Annotated in this window: 14 protein-coding genes and 1 pseudogene; 13 read left to right on the top strand and 2 right to left on the bottom strand. The window is 67.7% G+C overall.

From position 1 onward, the window contains the following. Nucleotides 1–262 precede the first annotated feature (262 nt). Nucleotides 263–1,195 carry a carbohydrate kinase family protein gene (locus tag KHF85_RS16205; protein WP_284567445.1) on the bottom strand — a complete coding sequence of 311 codons (933 nt, stop codon included), beginning with the start codon at nt 1,193–1,195 and terminating at the stop codon, nt 263–265. A 261-nt stretch (nt 1,196–1,456) separates the two neighbouring features. Here KHF85_RS16205 and KHF85_RS16200 point away from each other — a divergent pair, with 261 nt between their 5' ends. The 13 genes and pseudogenes from KHF85_RS16200 to KHF85_RS16140 all read left to right on the top strand — a co-directional run bounded on the left by KHF85_RS16200 (nt 1,457) and on the right by KHF85_RS16140 (nt 18,610). After that, nucleotides 1,457–2,503, top strand: coding sequence for a rod shape-determining protein (locus tag KHF85_RS16200; protein WP_003465837.1), 1,047 nt, complete (start codon nt 1,457–1,459; stop codon nt 2,501–2,503). Between the two features lie 170 nt (nt 2,504–2,673). Beyond that, on the top strand, nt 2,674–3,810 hold the full coding sequence (gene mreC, locus KHF85_RS16195; RefSeq protein ID WP_284567444.1) for a rod shape-determining protein MreC: 1,137 nt from the start codon (nt 2,674–2,676) through the stop codon (nt 3,808–3,810). Next, entirely contained in the window at nt 3,807–4,295 is a 489-nt protein-coding gene (gene mreD, locus KHF85_RS16190) for a rod shape-determining protein MreD (protein ID WP_003465834.1), read from the top strand. The genes mreC and mreD overlap by 4 nt, the downstream gene beginning before the upstream one ends. Before the next feature lie 7 nt (nt 4,296–4,302). Further along, nucleotides 4,303–6,276: a penicillin-binding protein 2 gene (gene mrdA, locus KHF85_RS16185; RefSeq protein WP_409976715.1), complete on the top strand. Its 1,974-nt coding sequence runs from the start codon at nt 4,303–4,305 to the stop codon at nt 6,274–6,276. Further along, nucleotides 6,273–7,391, top strand: coding sequence for a rod shape-determining protein RodA (rodA, locus tag KHF85_RS16180; RefSeq protein ID WP_284567443.1), 1,119 nt, complete (start codon nt 6,273–6,275; stop codon nt 7,389–7,391). The genes mrdA and rodA overlap by 4 nt, the downstream gene beginning before the upstream one ends. A gap of 330 nt (nt 7,392–7,721) precedes the next feature. Further along, entirely contained in the window at nt 7,722–9,059 is a 1,338-nt protein-coding gene (locus KHF85_RS16175; protein ID WP_284567442.1) for a virulence factor family protein, read from the top strand. Further along, complete coding sequence (locus KHF85_RS16170) at nt 9,056–10,465, top strand: glycoside hydrolase family 28 protein (protein WP_284567441.1); 1,410 nt, start codon at nt 9,056–9,058, stop codon at nt 10,463–10,465. Before KHF85_RS16175 ends, KHF85_RS16170 begins: the two co-directional genes overlap by 4 nt. 440 nt (nt 10,466–10,905) lie before the next feature. Beyond that, complete coding sequence (gene mltB / locus KHF85_RS16165; RefSeq protein ID WP_284567440.1) at nt 10,906–12,042, top strand: lytic murein transglycosylase B; 1,137 nt, start codon at nt 10,906–10,908, stop codon at nt 12,040–12,042. After that, on the top strand, nt 12,039–13,517 hold the full coding sequence (locus tag KHF85_RS16160) for a septal ring lytic transglycosylase RlpA family protein (RefSeq protein ID WP_284567439.1): 1,479 nt from the start codon (nt 12,039–12,041) through the stop codon (nt 13,515–13,517). The genes mltB and KHF85_RS16160 overlap by 4 nt, the downstream gene beginning before the upstream one ends. Before the next feature lie 194 nt (nt 13,518–13,711). After that, entirely contained in the window at nt 13,712–14,923 is a 1,212-nt protein-coding gene (locus tag KHF85_RS16155; protein ID WP_053838424.1) for a D-alanyl-D-alanine carboxypeptidase family protein, read from the top strand. Nucleotides 14,924–15,134: 211 nt separating this feature from the next. Further along, nucleotides 15,135–15,999: pseudogene (locus tag KHF85_RS16150) on the top strand (ankyrin repeat domain-containing protein). Nucleotides 16,000–16,025: 26 nt separating this feature from the next. Next, a complete protein-coding gene (locus KHF85_RS16145; RefSeq protein ID WP_284567438.1) occupies nt 16,026–17,708 on the top strand; it encodes a hypothetical protein in 1,683 nt (560 codons plus the stop codon). A 53-nt stretch (nt 17,709–17,761) separates the two neighbouring features. Beyond that, nucleotides 17,762–18,610: an ankyrin repeat domain-containing protein gene (locus KHF85_RS16140; RefSeq protein ID WP_284567437.1), complete on the top strand. Its 849-nt coding sequence runs from the start codon at nt 17,762–17,764 to the stop codon at nt 18,608–18,610. Here the strand turns inward: KHF85_RS16140 and KHF85_RS16135 are convergent. Further along, complete coding sequence (locus KHF85_RS16135) at nt 18,580–18,891, bottom strand: hypothetical protein (RefSeq protein WP_284567436.1); 312 nt, start codon at nt 18,889–18,891, stop codon at nt 18,580–18,582. The genes KHF85_RS16140 and KHF85_RS16135 overlap by 31 nt on opposite strands. Between the last annotated feature and the right edge of the window lie 10 nt (nt 18,892–18,901).

The raw sequence follows: 18,901 nt of genomic DNA, 5'->3' as shown, positions 1-18,901 counted from the left end.
GAGTCGGGATTGGCAAGGGCGGGTGGCCCCGGCGGATCCGTTCCGGGCCCACCTAGGCGAAAGCCTCGCATCGCGCGGCCCTCGTAGACGCTAAGCCCAAGCCCCGCTTTTGCGAATCCCACTCCCCAATCCTGGCCCCCAACGCCCGGCCTGCCAGTCAGCTCCAGACCGTCAAACCAAAAAACCGCGCACGGCGCGGTTCTTGTGAAAACCAAGCGGCGGAACCCCGGCTTTCACGAATCCCGAGTCCCGAGTCCCGACCTTACAGCGCGTACCCGAACTGCTGTTTGAACTGATCGTTGAACTCGTCGAAGTCGAAACGCTGGTTCTGGGTCCCGGGATGTTCCACCTTCAACGCGCCCATCAGATTGCCCATGCGCCCGATCGTCAGCCAGTCGCAGCCGCGCTCGATGCCGAAGATCAGGCCGGCGCGGAACGCGTCGCCGCAGCCGGTGGGGTCGACCACGCGGCGCTCGTGCGCCGGCGGGACGTCGTAGGTCTTGTCCGGGGTGTACACCAGCGCGCCCTTCGGGCCCTGGGTGGTGATGTAGGCCTGCACCCGCGAGACGATGTCCTGCTCGTTCCAGCCGGTGCGCTCCTGCAGCAGGTTGGACTCGTAGTCGTTGACCACCACGTAGTCGGCCTGTTCGATGAAGGTGCGCAGTTCCGGGCCGTTGAACAGCGGCATCGCCTGGCCGGGATCGAAGATGAAGGGAATGCCGCCGGCGGCGAACTCCTCGGCGTTCTGGAGCATGCCCTCGCGCCCGTCCGGGCCGACCAGGCCCAGGGTCACGCCCGGCACGTCGCGCACGTGGTTTTCGTAGCTGCGCATCATCGCGCCGGGATGGAACGCGGTGATCTGGTTGTTGTCGTGGTCGGTGGTGATGAATGCCTGCGGGGTGAACAGGTCCTCGATCACCTTGACCTGCGACAGGTCGATGCCCAGCGTCTCGAAATGCTCGCGGTAGGGGCCGAAATCCTGGCCCACCGTGCCCATCGGGATCGGATCGCCGCCCAGCAGGTGCAGGTTGTAGGCGATGTTGCCGGCGCAGCCGCCGAATTCGCGGCGCATCCGCGGCACCAGGAACGACACGTTCAGGATATGCACCTTGTCCGGCAGGATGTGGTTCTTGAACTGGTCCGGGAACACCATGATGGTGTCGAAAGCGAGGGAACCACAGATCAGTGCGGACATCGGGCAGGCCTTGGCGGAGGGATGAGCCCGCATTCAGGCGGGCAAGCTGCGGGGTCGCCGCGGCGCAAAGGGTAACGGCTGCGGCCGGGCAGGGCCACCAGCACGATGGACGGCGCCCGGGCGAGCGCATGCAAGGCGCGGTTTTAGCGAGAATTTTCCTTGCCCGCACCCAGGTGGGTTGTTACGCTAGCAGACTTCGTTTTCTGCCCATTTTTTCGCCATTCGGCGATGGCACGCGACTCCCCAGGACTCAATTCCCCGATGTTCAAGAAACTCCGCGGCATGTTCTCCAACGACCTGTCCATCGATCTGGGCACGGCCAACACCCTCATCTACGTGCGTGGCCAGGGCATCGTGCTGAACGAACCGTCGGTGGTCGCGGTGCGCCAGGATCGGGCGATTGGCGGCACCCGTTCGGTGGCCGCGGTCGGCGCCGAGGCCAAGCAGATGCTCGGCCGCACCCCCGGCCACATCACCACCATCCGCCCGATGAAGGACGGCGTCATCGCCGATTTCACCTACACCGAGGCGATGCTCAAGCACTTCATCAAGAAGGTGCACAAGTCGCGCTTCCTGCGCCCGAGCCCGCGCGTGCTGGTGTGCGTGCCGGCCGGCTCGACCCAGGTCGAGCGCCGCGCGATCAAGGAATCGGCCGAGGAGGCCGGCGCGCGCGACGTGTACCTGATCGAGGAACCGATGGCCGCGGCGATCGGCGCCGGCATGCCGGTCACCGAGGCGCGCGGCTCGATGGTCATCGACATCGGCGGCGGCACCACCGAGGTGGCGGTGATCTCGCTGAACGGCATCGTCTACTCGCAGTCGGTGCGCATCGGCGGCGACCGCTTCGACGAGTCGATCACCAACTACGTGCGCCGCAACCACGGCATGCTGATCGGCGAGGCCACCGCCGAGCGGATCAAGCTGCAGATCGGCTGCGCCTACCCGCAGGAAGAGGTGCAGGAAATGGAAATCTCCGGCCGCAACCTCGCCGAGGGCGTGCCGAAGATGATCAAGATCAACTCCAACGAGGTGCTCGAGGCGCTGCACGAGCCGCTGTCGGGCATCGTCTCGGCGGTCAAGCTGGCGCTGGAGCAGACCCCGCCGGAACTGTGCGCCGACGTGGCCGAGCGCGGCATCGTGCTGACCGGTGGCGGCGCGCTGCTGCGCGACCTGGACCGGCTGATCTCCGAGGAGACCGGCCTGCACGTGCAGGTCGCCGACGACCCGCTGACCTGCGTGGCCCGCGGCGGCGGCCGTGCGCTGGAGCTGGTGGACATGCACGGCAACGAGTTCTTCGCGCCGGAGTGATGGTGAGGCCGGGAATCGGGAATGGGGAAGGGGGAAGCGAACCCCCCATCCGCACCGACATTGCCGGCGCCGCGTCCGCCACCGTGCCTGCGCCCCGGCCCGATCGAGCCGGGAGCGCGCTGTCGTTGTCCGATTTCCCCTTCCCGATTCCCCTTTCCCGGCTCTAGCCCGTGCCTCCCTACGCCGGTCCTCCCGTCACTGCCCGCCCGGGCGAAGCCGCCAGCACGCCGCGCCTGCTGGCGTACCTGGCCCTGGCGGTGGTGCTGATCGTGCTCGACGCGCAGGCCGGCTGGCTGAAGCAGGTGCGCAGCCAGACCAACCTGCTGGTGCAGCCGCTGTGGGCCTTGGCCGGGCTGCCAGGCCGGCTCGGCTCGCAGGTGCAGGAGAGCGCCGCCAGCCATGCGCAGCTGGTCAGGGAAAACCGTGCGCTGCGCAACGAGCTGCTGATCGCCAAGGCGCGGCTGACCCGGCTGCAGACCGCGGCGCTGGACAATGCGCAGCTGCGCGAGCTGCTGGGGGTGGCCGAACGCCGCGGCCTGGACGTGCAACTGGCGCCGATCCTGGACATCGATCTGGACCCGACCCGGCAGCGCCTGGTGCTGGATGCCGGCGGCCGCGACGGCGTGCACGTCGGCCAGGCGGTGATCGACGCCGGCGGGCTGATGGGCCAGGTGATCGAGGTGACACCGCTGCATTCCACCGTGCTGCTGCTGACCGACCCGGACCATGCGGTGCCGGTGACGGTGGCGCGCAACGGCGTGCGCCTGATCGTCTACGGCCGCGGCGACACCCTGGAGCTGCGCGACGTGCCGCTCAGCGCCGGGGTCGAGGTCGGCGACGAGATCGTCACCTCCGGCCTGGGCGGGCGCTTCCCGGCCGGCTTCCCGGTCGGCACCGTGGCGACGCTGCGCCCGGACGACACCCATGCCTTCCTGGTCGGCAATCTGAAGCCGGCGGCGAAGCTGGACCGGGGGCGGGACGTGTTGTTGTTGAAGCCGGGACTCGGGACTCGGGACTCGGGACTCGGGCGGCAGCCGGGACTCGGGACTGGGGACTCGGGACTCGGACACGGCGACAGCAATGGCAACGGCAACGGCGATGCGGCGCATGCGGTGCATGCGGCGGCGCAAGGGCGCGGTTCTGCGCCTGCTGGCGCGTCTGCGCCGGCCGCTGGCCCGGTATCCGGCCATGTCCCGGCTTCTGATCGAGTCCCGAGTCCCCAGTCCCGAGTCCCGACTGCACCGGCCTTCCGAGTCCCGAGTCCCGAGTCCCGAGTCCCGCCGGCTCCCAAGGAGCCGCAACAATGAGCCGCCCCCGCAGCAAAGGCTGGGTCCTCCCGGTCAGCGTGCTCCTGGCGCTGCTGCTGGGCCTGCTGCCGTTGCCGCTGTTGCTGCAGCCGCTGCGGCCGTACTGGCTGGCGCTGGTGGTGGCGTACTGGGTGATCGAGACCCCGGACACGGTCGGGCTGGGCTTCGCTTTCGCCATCGGTGTGGTCGCCGATCTGCTGTACGGCGGGGTGCTCGGCGAGCAGGCGCTGCGGCTGGTGATCCTGAGCTTCATCCTGCAGCGCTTCCGCGCGCGCATCCGCTTCTTCCCGATGTCGCAGCAGGCGCTGGCGATCGGCGGGCTGCTGGTCAACGACCGCATCGTCGCCGCGGCCGTGCACCTGGCGGTGGGCGAGCCCACGCTGCCGTGGAACTACTGGTGGGCGCCGCTGCTGGGCATGGCGCTGTGGCCGCCGCTGTTCGTGCTGCTGGACGCGTTGCGGCTGGGTCGGCGGAGCAAGAAGTAGCGTGGCCCTGAACCCCCGCCGCACGCAGAAGAACCCGCACGCCGAGGCCGAGCAGTTCCGGCGCCGCGCGGCGCTGGGGTTCCTTGGCGTGCTGGTGGCGCTGGTCGGCCTGGGCGCCTGGTACTTCAAGCTGCAGGTGCTGGACCACGACATCTACGCCACGCGCTCGGACGCCAACCGGATCAAGCCGCGGCCGGTGGTGCCGGGGCGCGGCATGATCTACGACCGCAACGGCCGCCTGCTGGCCGAGAACGTGCCCGCGTTCCGGCTCGACGTGACCCCGGACAAGGTCGAGGACATGGACGCGCTGCTGGCCGAGCTGGGCAAGGTCATCGCGCTGTCGGCCGAGGACATCGAACGCTTCCAGGCCGCGCGCAAGGCCAGCCGCAGTTTCCGCCCGGTGACCCTGAAGCTGCGGGTCAGCGAGGAGGAGCGCGCGCGCTTCGCGGTGGACCGCTGGCGCTTCCCCGGCGTGGAACTCGAGCCTTACCTGACCCGCCACTATCCCTACGGCGAGCTGTTCGCGCACATCATCGGCTACGTCGGCCGCATCGACGAGAAGGATCTGGAGATGCTCGGCGAAGGCAACGCCGCGCTGACCCACATCGGCAAGTCCGGGCTGGAGCGCTATTACGAAGAGGAACTGCGCGGCAAGGTCGGCTACGAGCAGGTCGAGACCAACGTGCAGGGCCGCGCGATCCGTACCGTCGGCCGGGTCCCGGCGCAGTCCGGCGCCGACCTGCGCCTGTCCATCGACGCCGACCTGCAGCGCGCGATGGTCGCCGCGTTTGGCGACTACCAGGGCGCGGCCATCGCGATCGATCCGCGCACCGGCGAGATCCTGGCCATGGTCAGCCTGCCATCCTACGATCCCAACCTGTTCGTCAACGGCATCTCGCACGCCGATTTCCAGGCGCTCAACAGCGATCCGTCGCGGCCGCAGTTCAACCGGCTGGTGCTGGGCGGGGTGGCGCCGGGCTCGACCATCAAGCCGTTCATGGGCCTGGCCGGACTGGACAGCGGCACCCGCCGCCCGGAGGACAAGATCCTGTCCACCGGCATGTTCTACCTGCCCGGGGTCAGTCGCGGCTGGGGCGACTCGCACCGCGGCGGGCACGGCTGGACCGACCTGCGCAAGTCGATCGCGCAGTCGGTCAACACCTATTACTACAAGCTGGCCGTCGACATGGGCATCGGCAAGGTCGATCAGTACATGAACCGCTACGGCTTCGGCGCGCCCACCGGCATCGACCTGATGGGCGAGATCGGCGGCATCGTGCCGTCGCCGGCCTACAAGGCGAAAAGCCGCAAGGAAGCGTGGTATCCCGGCGACACGGTCAACATCGCCATCGGCCAGGGCGACTGGAAAGTGACGCCGCTGCAGCTGGTGCGCGCGGTGGCCGGCATCGCCGATGGCCAACTGCGCACCCCGCACCTGGTGATGGCCCAGCGCGGCGCGTTCGACCAGCCGTGGGCGCCGGTGGCGCTCGGCCCGGGCAAGCCGATCAGCGACAATCCCGGCAACCTGCAGGCGGTGCGCGAGGGCATGATGGACACCATGCGTCCCGGCGGCAGCGGGCATGCGATCGCGGTCGGCGCGCCGTACCAGATGGCCGGCAAGACCGGCACCGCGCAGGTGGTCAGCCGCAAGGGCCTGGCCGCGGTGGATCCGCGCAGCCTGCCGATGCACCTGCGCCACCGCTCGCTGTTCGAGGGCTTCGCCCCGGCCGCGGAGCCGACCATCGCGCTGGCGGTGGCGGTGGAGGGCGGCGGCTACGGCGCCAGTACCGCCGCGCCGATCGCGCGTAAGATCTTCGATGCCTGGCTGCTCGGGCGCCTGCCCGCCGGCATCGAGCCGCTGGACAGCCTGCGCGGCGCCACCGCGTTCGGCAGCCGGCTTTACTATGCCGAGGATCCGGGCTCGCGCGGCGCCGCCGACGCGCCGCCGCCGATCCCCGACGAGATCCCGGACGAGCGATGAAGGATTTCCTGCGTTGGCTGGCCGATCTCGGCGGCCGTTTCGCCCGCACCCTGGACTGGCCGATGTGCCTGGCCCTGGGGGGGCTGATGGTGATCGGCCTGGCCGTGCTCAAGAGCGCCGGCGGCCAGGCCGGCGGCAACCATCTGATGCTGGCCCAGGCCATCCGCTTCGCGATCGGCGCGGCGGCGATGTGGGGCCTGTCGCGGGTCTCGGCGCTGCGCCTGCGTGCCTGGACGCCGCTGATCTACGCGCTGTCGATGCTGCCGCTGCTGGCGGTGTTCGCGCTGGGCACCGGCAAGTACGGCCGGCAGTGGCTGGACCTGAAGGTGTTCTACCTGCAGCCGGCCGAGTTGCTGAAGATCAGCATGCCGATGATGGTGGCCTGGTACCTGCACCGCATGCCGCTGCCGCCGCGTCTGCCCACGGTGCTGGTCAGTGCGGTGATCATCGGCCTGCCGACCGCATTGATCATGTTGCAGCCGGACTTCGGCACCGGCGTGCTGATCGCCGCCAGCGGCGGCTTCGTGCTGCTGCTGGCCGGATTGCCGTGGTGGTGGGTCGGCATCGCGGTGGGCGGCGTCGCCGCGGCCGCGCCGGTGGCCTGGCTGTGGTTGCTGCGTCCGTACCAGAAGGACCGGATCATGATGTTCCTCAATCCGGAGAACGATGCGCTCGGCGCCGGCTGGAACATCATCCAGTCCAAGATCGCGATCGGCTCCGGCGGCCTGCACGGCAAGGGCTGGGGCCTGGGTTCGCAGTCGCATCTGAACTTCATCCCCGAACAGACCACCGACTTCGCGTTCTCGGTGCTCAGCGAGGAGTTCGGCTGGATCGGCGTGGCCACGGTGCTCACGCTGTATCTGGTGGTGATCGCGCGCTGCATGTGGATCGCCGCGCAGGCGCGCGACACGTTCTCGCGCCTGCTCGCCGGCGCTACCGGCCTGGCGTTCTTCGTCTACGTGCTGGTCAACGGCGGCATGATCTCCGGGCTGCTGCCGGTGGTCGGCGTGCCGATGCCGCTGATGAGCTACGGCGGCACCTCCGCGGTGTCGTTGCTGGCCGGCCTGGGCCTGGTAATGGCGGTCAAGGCGCACCGCCCGGTGCACGGCTACTGAGCGCCGCCATGGCCGGCGCCGCGCCGGCTTAACCGGAAGTATGCGGCGAGCTGCGCAACGATTGCGGGATGTGTCGGTGCTCGCCACAATGCGCGCCGATGCCCTGTGACGGCGCTGATGGCAGCGACCGGCCACGAGTGCAGGACCTGTTCCGGGTGAGCCATGCGCGGCATCGATGCCGCCCAGCCAGCCCGCGTCCATCGAGGGGAGCCAACGCAGCGCATCGTCGATCCGGCCTGCCCGGTGTCGTCCTTTCTGCGTCCGTCCGCCCTCCTCGCGTCTTCCCCGTGGTTCCTGTCCGCTCGGCTGTGCCGACATGGATGTGTGTCGATGAAATTCATGAAATTCCTGTTGCTGCTGAGCGTTGCGCTGGGCCTGAGCGGCTATGCGTTGATCCGCTACTACTTTCCCGTGGGTGCGATGCACAGCCACGGCTACGGTCGGGTCGCGCTGACCCAGCCGGCCGGCCCGGCGCAGGGCATGGTGATCCTGTTCGCCAGCGGCAACCGGGCGCAGCGCCAGGCGGCGGCAGCGCGCATCGCCGCGACCGGCGCGGTGGTGGCTACAGTCGATGGCGATCGCTATCTGGCGCGGCTGCAGCGCGCCGGCGCCGGTTGCGGGCATGCCTGGCACGATGCCGAGCAGCTGAGCCGGCACCTGCAGCGCGACCTGCACGGCGACCGCTACTTCCTGCCGATGCTGGCCGGGACCGGCACCAGCGCGACCCTGGTCGAACGCATCGTCGGCGCCGCGCCGGCGGCGACCCTGGGCGGCGCGATCGGCGTGGCGCCGGCGCCGACCGAGGTCTGCGCCGGCACTGCGCCAGCCAGCGCCGCGCAGGGTTTCGTCGATATCGCGACGGCACCGGCCGCGGGCACGCCGCAAGCGGCCGTGGCCGCACGCGTGGCCATGCACCTGCACACGTCGGGCAGCGGCGGTGCGCTCGACGACCTGCCGCTGACCGAATTGCCGGTGCGCGCGCCGGGCGCGCCGCTGGCGATCGTGCTGTCCGGCGACGGCGGCTGGCGCGACATCGACAAAGGCATGGCCGAGGCCTTGCAGCAGCGCGGCATCGCGGTGGTCGGCTGGGACAGCCTGCGCTACTTCTGGCACGACAAGCCGCCGGCGCAGGCCAGCGCCGACCTGGCGTGGGTCATCGCGCACTACCAGCAGCAATGGCACCCGCAACGCATCCTGTTGGTCGGCTATTCCTTCGGCGCCACCGCGATGCCGTTCATGTACAACCGGTTGCCGCCGGCGCAACGCGCGCAGGTCGCCCTGCTGGCCTTGTTCGGCGTGGACCGCAAGGCCGATTTCCAGATCCGCGTGCGCAACTGGCTGGACCTGGGCGATGCCGGCGACGCCAAGCCGGTGTTGCCGGAGATCGCACGCATCGCGCCGTCGCAGCTGCTGTGCGTGTACGGCGACCAGGAAAAGGACACGGTGTGTCCGCAGTTGCGCGGCAGCGGCGCGCAGATCGTTGTGCTGCATGGCGGCCACCATTTCGACCAGCATCCGGCCGGCTTGGCGACGATCGTAGACAACCGTTGGCAGCAGCTTGCAGAAGATGCACGCCGTCCCGTGGCTGCAATCGATGCCAGGCATCCTCACGTGGACGCAGTACCACCCTCGCCGCTGCGCACCTCGTCTGGAGCTCTTCAGCAATGACATCGCCCGCGTTCGGTTGCCTGCTGCTCCTGGCCCTGGTCACGCTCGACGCATCCGCCGCGACCGGCGATACGCGGGTGGTCGCCGAACCCGCGATGCCGAGCCTGTGCGACACCCTGGACGCCACGCTGCAGGCGGACGCGCGCACCTTCAGCGATGCCGATGAGCGGAACGCGCCGGACACCGCGCGCATCCAGGCCGCGCTGGGCAGCTGCGCCGCCAAGGGCGGGCGTTCGGCGGTGCTGCTGCGTGCCGGCGCTGGCGACGCCTTCCTCAGCGGGCCGTTGAACATCGGCGGCAACGTGACCCTGGTGATCGATGCCGGGGTGACCCTGTTCGCCTCGCGCAAGCCGTCCGACTATCAGGTCGCCGGCGCCAATGCCTGCGGCAAGGCCGCCGGCTCCAGCGGCGGTTGCCGCGCGCTGCTCAATCTGAAAGGCAAATCGCCGGGCGTGATGGGCCTGCGCGACGGCGCTGGCCACCAGGGCAGCATCGACGGCCGCGGCGACCTGCCGATGCTTGGCGGCAGCGACAGCTGGTGGCAGTTCGGGGAAACGGCCAAGGCGAGCGGCCTGACCCAGAACAGCCCCGACCTGATCAAGGTGCAGAACGCCAGCGACGTGAGCATCTATCGCGTCAATCTGGTCAACGCGCCGTACTTCCACCTGTTCGTGCACATCGCCGACGGCCTCACCATCTGGGGCGTGCGGGTCAAGGCGCCGGCCAGCAGCCCGAATACCGACGGCCTGGACCTGGACAGCGTCAGCAACGCCACGCTCTACGACAACGACGTGATGAGCGGCGACGACGGCGTGGCGATCAAGACCATCGCCTCCAGATCGGCCAACATCAGCGTGCGCGACTCGCGCTTCTACGGCACCCACGGCATCTCCATCGGCAGCGAGGTGATGTACGGCGTGGACAACGTGCTGATCGACGGCAACAGCGTGCTCGGCAGCGACGCCGACGGCAGGCCCAGCACCGACAACAATGGCCTGCGCATCAAGACCGGGCTGGCCAAGGGCGGCGCGGTCAGCGACGTCACCTATCGCAACACCTGCCTGTTCGGCGTGGCCAATGCATTGGTGATCAACCCGCTGTACGGCGGCGGCAGCAGCGGCACCGTGCCGAGCTTCGCCAACATCGTGGTCAACGGCCTGAAGGCGCAGGGCTCGCCGAAGGGCAAGGGCAGTTCGGTGCAGGGCTACAACGCCTCGGCGCTGCTGGATCTGGTGCTGGCCAACGTGTCGGTCGACTTCACCGCGCTGAAAGCCAGCAATGCGCGCATCGGCCTGGACCGCTCCAACCTGCAGCCGAGCGCCGACAGCACCGTCAGCACCTATGCGACCTCGGTGTCCGGCGCGGTGCCGGCCTGCGACAGCAAGCCGGTGTTTCCCGCGCTGTAGCGTTGCGTGGGGCTGGCGGCGATGCGCGCGCCGCATGCAGCCGGCAATGCCGACTCCGGCCACGCTGCCGGAGTGCCGGAATCGGTCACGCACCGGGCGCCGATCGCCACTGCTGACCCGGGATGCGTGCCTGCAGCCGGCCATCCTGGCCGATCTCGCCCTGCACACGCTGGCCTGTGATCGGGCGTTGTGGGTTGCGCTGGCGATGCGCTGCTTCGCTACGCATCGCCGGCGACGCGCGGTTCGGCCTGGGCAACTCGGTGCTCGCCGCCGGGGTTTGCGCGCACCGCGAGGGGCGCTGCCGGCGCCGGCCGCATCGCCTGGCGGCTGGCCGCGGCCCCGGCCGGATGAATACGCCAGTCCGCTTGACTTGGAGCAAAGTTCTTTTGTTTCATGGCGTTATTGGTGGAAATTCATCTGGACTCTGTTAACCTGCCGGCATGATTCGACGCGCGCTGATTTGCTTGATCACGCTGGGCCTGGTCGCATGCGCGACCCAGCCCAGGACTCCGCCATCGCCGCCGCAGGCCAATGCGCTGCCGCAGGCCGTGCCGCGCACGGCGCCGCCGGCGGAGGCGGCGCCCGAAGCGGTGCCCGCGCCGCCGCTCGATCTGACCCCGGTGCCGTTCGAGATCGCCCGCGCCAACTTCGTCCGCGACACCGCGGCCAAGTACGGCCTGGATCCGGCGCAGATCGAGGCGACGCTGGCGCAGGCGCAGTTCAAGGATGCGATCGTGGCGGCGATGTCGCGCCCGGCCGAACGGGTCAAGCCGTGGAACGAATACCGGCCGATGTTCATCAGCCAGGCGCGCATCGATGGCGGCCGCGCGTTCCTGGCCACGCACCGCGAAGAACTGATGCGGGTGCAGGCGCGCACCGGCGTGCCGGCCGAGATCATCGTCGCGATCATCGGCGTGGAAACCAGCTACGGCAAGAACGTCGGCAACTACCGCGTGCTCGATGCGCTGTACACGCTGGCGTTCCGCTATCCGCGCAGCGGCGACCCGGCCAAGCTCGAGCGCGAGGTGCGCCGCGAGCTGTTCTTCCGCGACGAACTCGGCCAGTTGTTCGCGCTCGGCCGCGAAGAGAACCTGGACGTGGCCACCCTGGTCGGCAGCTATGCCGGCGCGATGGGCCTGGGCCAGTTCATGCCGTCCAGCTACCGCCAGTTCGCGGTGGACGGCGATGGCGACGGCAAGCGCAACCTGTTCACCGACTACGACGACATGTTCTCCTCGATCGCCAACTACTTCGTCAAGAAGGGCGGCTGGGTGCGCGACGGCGTGGTGGCGGTGCCGGCCACGCTGCGTCCGGGCGCCGAGGAACTCAATCCGACCGACTGGACCCCGAGCTACACCCTGGCCGACCTGGCCGCGCGCGGCTACCAGCCGTCCGCACCGGTCCCGGCCGGCGCCAGCGCCACCCCGATCACGCTCGACGGCAGCGCCGGCAAGCAATACTGGCTGGGCTTCCAGAACTACTACGCGATCACCCGTTACAACGGTTCCAAGATGTACGCGATGGCCGTATACCAACTGTCCCAGGCCATCGCCGGCAAGGAGTTACCCCCGGCATGAACCCGAACGCGCTGCTCCGGATCGTCCCCGTCGTCGCGCTGCTGGCGCTGGCCGCCTGCAGCAGCGCCCCGAAGAAGACCGCCGGCGGCGCTGCCGCCGCGTCCGGGGTCAGGGTGGAAGGCCGCGGCCCGGCGCATGTCGCCACCGGTTGCCCGTCCACCTCGCCCTACGCACCGGCCAAGGAAGACCCGTCCACCCGCGGCAACTACACCGCCGGTGGCCTGTACGCGCCGGGTGTCAGCGACCGCACCCCGGACTACGTGCCCAACGTGGCCTGCATCCCCGAGCCGCTGGTCACCGACGAGCCGCGCTCAGCGGTCGGCAACCGCTCGCCGTACATGGTGCTGGGCCGCGAATACACGATCATCGACGACCCGCACAGCTACGTCGAACGCGGCACCGCCTCGTACTACGGCAGCAAGTTCCATGGCCGCCTGACCTCCAATCGCGAGGTCTACGACATGTACGCGTTCACCGCCGCGCACAAGACCCTGCCGCTGCCCAGCTTCGCCCTGGTCACCAACCTGGACAACGGCGAATCGGTCGTGGTGCGGATCAACGACCGCGGCCCGTTCCACGACGACCGGGTCATCGACCTGAGCTATGCGGCGGCGGTCAAGCTCGGCATCACCGGCAAGGGCACCGGCCGGGTCGAAGTGCGCGGGCTGACCCCGGCCGACAACGGCAACCTGCTCGCATCGCGGCGCACCGGCAAGCAGGTCGCGACCGGCACCGCGCTGGCCAGCGCGGCGGGAGCGGGCAGTGCCGCGCAGGCCGCCGCGGCACGCCGCGCCACCGAGATGGACAACCTGGTCAAGGCCTTGCCGGCCAAGCCGTCCAGCGCGGTGGTTGCCGCGGCCAGCGTACCGGCACGGAGCGCCGCCACGTCCAGCACCGCCGCACCCAGCGCCGCCAGCGCGACCGCGGCCGCCGCCGCCCTGCCGGAAGGCGAGCGCTGGCGCTACCGGGTGCTGGCCGATGCCGACACCGCGGCCAATGCCGACCATTTCGACGACTGGATGAAATCGCGCGGCGTGCGCGTGGCCACCGGCAAACCAACCAAGGTCGCTGCGACCGTGGCTGCTGCGCCAGCGCCAGCGCCAGCGCGACGCACTACCGCCGCCGCCACTGCCGCCACGCCGGCATCCACCGCCACGACCGTCACGGCCGCGGCCCCCGCCCCAGCCGCGCCGGTCGTATCGGCGGCCCGCGCCGCCGCCGACAACGCCGCGGCGCGCGGTCCGCTGGGCATCCTGTTGCAGGTGGCCAGCTTTGCCAGCCGCGAAAACGCCAACCGCGCGCTGTCGCAGCTGGCCTCGGCCGGCATCGTCGGCGCCAGCGTCAGCGACATCGTGTCCGGCGGGCGCACGCTGTGGCGGCTGCGGGTCGCCGCCGAGGACCATGGCCGCGCCACCGAACTGGCCAGCCGCATCGCCGGCCTCGGCTTCGGCCGTCCGCAGATCGTCAAGGACTGAAGGCGCGCGGCGAACCCGCAGGCCTGTCGCTGGCGCCGCCGCGCGCCAGCGCTCGCCAGGTGCGCGTGCCGCTCCAGCGCCGATGGCTTAACGCCGCCTCCCGTCTACGCTGCTGCCGCCGCTGGGGCGGCGCCGGCTAGCCCTACAATGCCTCGTTTACCATCGGCCCTCGGGCCTGCCAGGAGTCGTTTTAGATGAAATTCCGCTTCGCCGTCGCTGCCGTGGCCACCTTCGCCGTGGGCCTGGTTTCCGCGCAGACCCCCGGCCCGGTGCCGGCATCGCCTGCCGCCGCCGCCACCGCGCCCGCCACCGTGGCGATCCCGCCGGCGCCCAAGCCGGCCGTCTCCAAGTCCTGGGTGTTGATGGACTACGCCACCGGCCAGGTGCTGGCCGGCGAGAACGAGCATGTGCGGGTGGCCCCGGCCAGCATCACCAAGGTGATGACCTCCTACGTGATCGCCGCCGAACTGAAGCTGGGCAAGATCAAGCGCGACGACCAGGTCATGCTCAGCGAGCGCGCCTGGCGCGAAGGCGGCGCCGGCACCGACGGCAGCTACAGCGGCTTCCCGGTCAACCAGACCGCGCGCCTGGAGGACATGGAAAAGGGCATGGCGATCCAGTCCGGCAACGACGCGGCGATCGCGCTGGCCGAACACGCCGCCGGCAGCGAGGAAGCCTTCGCCTCGCTGATGAACAACTACGCGGCCAAGCTCGGCATGACCGGCTCGCACTTCGTCAACGCCCACGGCCTGTCCGCCGAAGGCCACTACACCACCGCCTACGACCTGGCACTGCTGGGCCGGGCGATGGTGCGCGACTATCCGGAAACCTACGCCTACAACAAGATCAGGGAATTCAAGGTCGGCGACATTACCCAGCAGAACCGCAACCTGCTGCTGTGGCGCGATCCCAGCGTGGACGGCATCAAGACCGGCCACACCTCCGAGGCCGGCTACTGCCTGCTCAGCTCGGCGCAGCGCGGCGACCAGCGCCTGATCGCGGTGGTGATGGGCGACAGCTCCGAGAAGCAGCGCGCCGAGGACAGCCTGGCGCTGCTGAACTGGGGCTTCCGTTTCTACGAAACCCACCGCCTGTACGAGCCGGGCAAGCAGGTCGCGCAGCAGCGCGTGTGGAAGGGCACCGAGAAGGAAGTGCTGCTGGGCGTGGCGCAGCCGCTGCTGGTCGGCGTGCCGCGCGGCCGCTACAACGAACTGAAGCCGTCGATCGACGTCCCCAAGACTCTGGAAGCGCCGATCAAGCAGGGCCAGGCGATCGGCACGGTGAAGGTCTCGCTGGACGGCAAGGTGATCGCGCAAGCGCCGCTGGTCGCGTTGAAGGCGGTCGAGGAGGCCGGCTTCTTCAAGCGCCTGTGGGACAGCTTCTGGATGTGGTGGGAAGCCGAGTGAGTTAAAAAAGCCGGCTTGCGCCGGCTTTTTTTTTGGGGATTCGCGTTAGCGCATGTGAGACGGTTTTCCAATCTCCAATCCCGAATCTCAAGCAAAACCCGCTTCGCAGTTCGAGCTGCCGACGGTCTGTCGTAGCCCGAGGGCAAGGTCTAGGCTATGGCGATATACAGTGATCCCGTACCTGCGCCTTTCCCGTTCATGAGGATGGAACGTGCTCAAGTTGCTGCGCGCTTTATTGCTGTTGTTCATGCTGCTGGCCTGCGCCGGCTGCAATGCGTTGTCGGTGCCGCCAGCGTATCAGCAGTCGGCCTACAACCTGCCCTCGTTCTTCCCCGACCCCAAGGCGCAGGCGTTGGCGCTTGCGGCCGAGCATGGCGATACCAAGGAAATCCGGCGGTTGATGAAGGAAGAGCACGTCAACCCGGACGTGATCTTCTCCACCGACGGCTACCCGTTGCTGATGTGGCCGATCATGACGCACAACCCGGATGGCTTGCGGGCGATGCTGGAGAATGGGGCCGATCCGAATGTGGCCAAGCCGTATCCGCCTGAGCGAGGCGCCAGTAGTACACCAACCAATCATGCCAATGCCATGGTGTGGGCGGCGAAGCAGGAAGATCCGATCTACTTGAAATTGTTGTTGGACCATGGCGGCGATCCGAATACACGGAATGCCAACAATGAGACTCTTCTTCTCCAAGCATTCCTGACGCAGAACCAGTGGCAGAACGTTAAGTTATTGGTGGAACGCGGAGCGGATGTAAATGCGAAAAGCCAAGGCATGCCTATACTTTTCGACTATGCTGCGCGGGGGGGGCTTCGAGCAAGTTTATTGGCTACTTGAGCATGGTGCAGACCCTGGAGAGGGCAGTCCGCCTCCGCTGCCTAAAAAACTTTCGATTGTTGAGAGCATTTTTTGGCATCCAGGCAATCCAAATGATCCAACCTGGCAACGCAAATGCCAGCAATGGTTGTTGCAGCATGGTTACCAACGCCCTCCATTGCCGGAGAGCTTTCGCAGCATGCGCAAAGCCTTCGGCTTTCCTTACGAAGAAAAAGACATTCCATTGCTTTGATTGACCACTGAAGAAGGAAATTTCAGATGCCTAGCCTTGCCAAACACCAACAACAGCGTGAACTCCTCGACCAACTGCGCGCGAGCAACGATCCGCAGGCGCAGCAGCAGGCAACGCAACTCGAGCAGCTTTATTACGTCCGCGAGATGGCGGGGCTGTCCGACGACGTGTACGACGCCGCCAAAGGCCAGGGGCGGCCGGATGCGGATTGGATACGCGCCAGCGAGCATCTGGACAAGCTGCGCGAGTACGCGCCACAGCTGAATATGACGGATGAACAAATTGTTTACGCTCTAAAGCCTGATAATTCTGGCTTCCGCGCCGAAATCTATCTCCCCGATCCAGCTGTGCTGGGGCCAGGCTACAAGCCGACCATCGCGTTCAAGGGGTCCTCAGGTCAGGTGCTGACGCCGGATGGCCTGCGCGACACAACCGGTGAGGATTTCCTTGCGAACAACTTTCCGCAGTCCGTGGGATTGCGGACCGATTATTATGATCGCGCGATGCAACTTGGATCCTCATTGAAGCGAGATCATCTCGACTTCGAACTCGCCGCCCATTCGCTAGGCGGTGGCGAGGTTGCGGCAGTCTCGGCGGTCACTGGTGCGCGGGCTACCACCTTCAACGCCGCCGGCCTGCACCCGCTTACCGCGCAACGCTTCGCGCAGGAAAACGGCCTGCCGTTGTACGACACGCAAAAGAATGTAGTCGCCTACCAGGTCGCCGGCGAGATCCTCAACGACGGCATCCAGCAGAACATCCACCGGCTGGATGCGTTCCGGCGCGAGGAACTGGGCGGGGTATTGAAGGAAACCAGCACCCTGCTCAAGGACCTGCCGCAAGGCAAGGCGCTGCTGGCCAGCCAGCTGGATGCGTCCGTGCCGCGCTATGCGCAGCCGTCGGTGCATGCGTTCCTGGACCGGCTGGAGCAGGGCGATACCGCGCAGTTGCTGCGCGAGTTGCCGCTGGCGGCCGGGCAGGCGCAGCCCTTGCTGGCGGCCAAGCGGCGCGAACATCCGGATGACCCAAGCAGCGGCCCTGTGGATCGCGCGCGGCATTTGTCGTTGCGCGAGGTGTCCAATTTCTCCGGGCCGATGCTGGACATCGTGTATGCGACCGCACAGGGCGCGCGGCTGGGTCGCGGCGTGGGTGGTGCGATGGCGCAGGCCGGACAGCGGGCCGGGCAGGGGATGGAGGCGTCCGGCGACATGGTCAATCGCGGCACGCAGGCCGCCGCGCAGTTGGGCCAGCATGCCACCCATGCGCTGGGCGATGCGGCCGCTCACGAGGTGGAGCGTGCCGGGACGTTTGGCGCCCAGGGCATGCAGGCGCTGGGGGAGGTGCAGGCCGGTGCCGAGCGCTTGCAAGGGCGGATCGAAGGTGGTGCCGCCGTGCTGGGTGCGGCCACCTTGTGGCAGGCCAGTGCGGTGTTGCCGCAGGGGCTGCGCGAGCAGGTCCACGCTCAGGCCGGGCGCCTGGCGCAGGCGGGCGTCGGCGCACAGCAGCGAGGCCAGACCGAGGCGGCGCACGCTGTGCATGCAGCGGCCGAGCAGGCGCAGGGCATCCGCCAGGGCGCGCGCGTGGCGGGCGGCGCGTTGGGCGCGGTTGCCGATCGGGCAGGGCGGGTACAGCACGACGCGATGGCCGCGGCGCGGTGGCGCGCGTGCTGCCAAGGGTCTGGCGCAGCCCGAGGGCAAGGTCTAGGCTAGTGTTATGTACAGTGATCCCGTACCTGCGCCTTTCCCGTTCATGAGGATGGAACGTGCTCAAGTTGCTGCGCGCTTTATTGCTGTCGTTCATGCTGCTGGCCTGCGCTGGCTGCAATGCGTTGTCGGTGCCGCCAGCGTATCAGCAGTCGGCCTACAACCTGCCCTCGTTCTTCCCCGACCCCAAGGCGCAGGCGTTGGCGCTTGCGGCCGAGCATGGGGATACCAAGGAAATCCGGCGGTTGATGAAGGAGGAGCACGTCAACCCGGACGTGATCTTCTCCACAGACGGCGATCCGCTGCTGATGTGGCCGATCATGACGCACAACCCGGATGGCTTGCGGGCGATGCTGGAGAATGGGGCTGATCCGAATGCGCGCAAGCCGGATCAGAAAGTGGAATATTTTAAGGATGGTAGCGTTGGGCGTCATTTCAAAAGCGAAAACGCCATGGTATGGGCAGCTAAGCAAGAAGATCCGATCTATCTGAAGTTGTTGCTCGATCATGGTGGTGATCCGAATGCAAGGAATACCAATGATGAAACCCTTATTTTTCAGGCATTCATAACGCAGAACAAATGGCAGAACGTGAAGCTGTTGGTGGAGCGGGGGGGGGATGTGAATGGAAAGACACGAAATGACCCTATAATTTTCGATTATGCTTCTCGCGGTGGTTTTGAGCAAACTTATTGGCTAATTCAACATGGCGCTGACTATGGAGATTATGTTGTAATTGAGGCGGTTTTCTGGCATCCGGGTAATCCGAATGATCCGACCTGGCAACGCAAATGCCAACAATGGTTACTGCAACATGGCTACAAGCGCCCGCCACTACCTGAAAACTACCGTGACATGCGCAAAGCTTTTGGCTTCCCTTACGAAGAAAAAGACATTCCATTGCTTTGATTGACCACTGAAGAAGGAAATTTCAGATGCCTAGCCTTGCCAAACACCAACAACAGCGTGAACTCCTCGACCAACTGCGCGCGAGCAACGATCCGCAGGCGCAGCAGCAGGCAACGCAACTCGAGCAGCTTTATTACGTCCGCGAGATGGCGGGGCTGTCCGACGACGTGTACGACGCCGCCAAAGGCCAGGGGCGGCCGGATGCGGGTTGGATACGCGCCAGCGAGCATCTGGACAAGCTGCGCGAGTACGCGCCACAGCTGAATATGACGGATGAACAAATTGTTTACG

The sequence above is a fragment of the Xanthomonas graminis pv. graminis genome, assembly GCF_030168915.1.
GTDB classification, from domain to species: domain Bacteria; phylum Pseudomonadota; class Gammaproteobacteria; order Xanthomonadales; family Xanthomonadaceae; genus Xanthomonas_A; species Xanthomonas_A translucens.
The sequence above is the reverse complement of the archived record's forward strand: the minus strand, read 5'-3'. Positions and strand labels throughout refer to the sequence as shown.

Coding starts and splice junctions, on each gene's coding strand:
- rodA (WP_284567443.1), top strand. CDS start 6,273: ATGAAGGATTTCCTGCGTTGGCTGGCCGATCTCGGCGGCCGTTTCGCC.
- KHF85_RS16200 (WP_003465837.1), top strand. CDS start 1,457: ATGTTCAAGAAACTCCGCGGCATGTTCTCCAACGACCTGTCCATCGAT.
- KHF85_RS16145 (WP_284567438.1), top strand. CDS start 16,026: ATGCCTAGCCTTGCCAAACACCAACAACAGCGTGAACTCCTCGACCAA.
- KHF85_RS16175 (WP_284567442.1), top strand. CDS start 7,722: ATGAAATTCATGAAATTCCTGTTGCTGCTGAGCGTTGCGCTGGGCCTG.
- mltB (WP_284567440.1), top strand. CDS start 10,906: ATGATTCGACGCGCGCTGATTTGCTTGATCACGCTGGGCCTGGTCGCA.
- mreD (WP_003465834.1), top strand. CDS start 3,807: ATGAGCCGCCCCCGCAGCAAAGGCTGGGTCCTCCCGGTCAGCGTGCTC.
- KHF85_RS16170 (WP_284567441.1), top strand. CDS start 9,056: ATGACATCGCCCGCGTTCGGTTGCCTGCTGCTCCTGGCCCTGGTCACG.
- KHF85_RS16205 (WP_284567445.1), bottom strand. CDS start 1,195: ATGTCCGCACTGATCTGTGGTTCCCTCGCTTTCGACACCATCATGGTG.
- KHF85_RS16155 (WP_053838424.1), top strand. CDS start 13,712: ATGAAATTCCGCTTCGCCGTCGCTGCCGTGGCCACCTTCGCCGTGGGC.
- KHF85_RS16160 (WP_284567439.1), top strand. CDS start 12,039: ATGAACCCGAACGCGCTGCTCCGGATCGTCCCCGTCGTCGCGCTGCTG.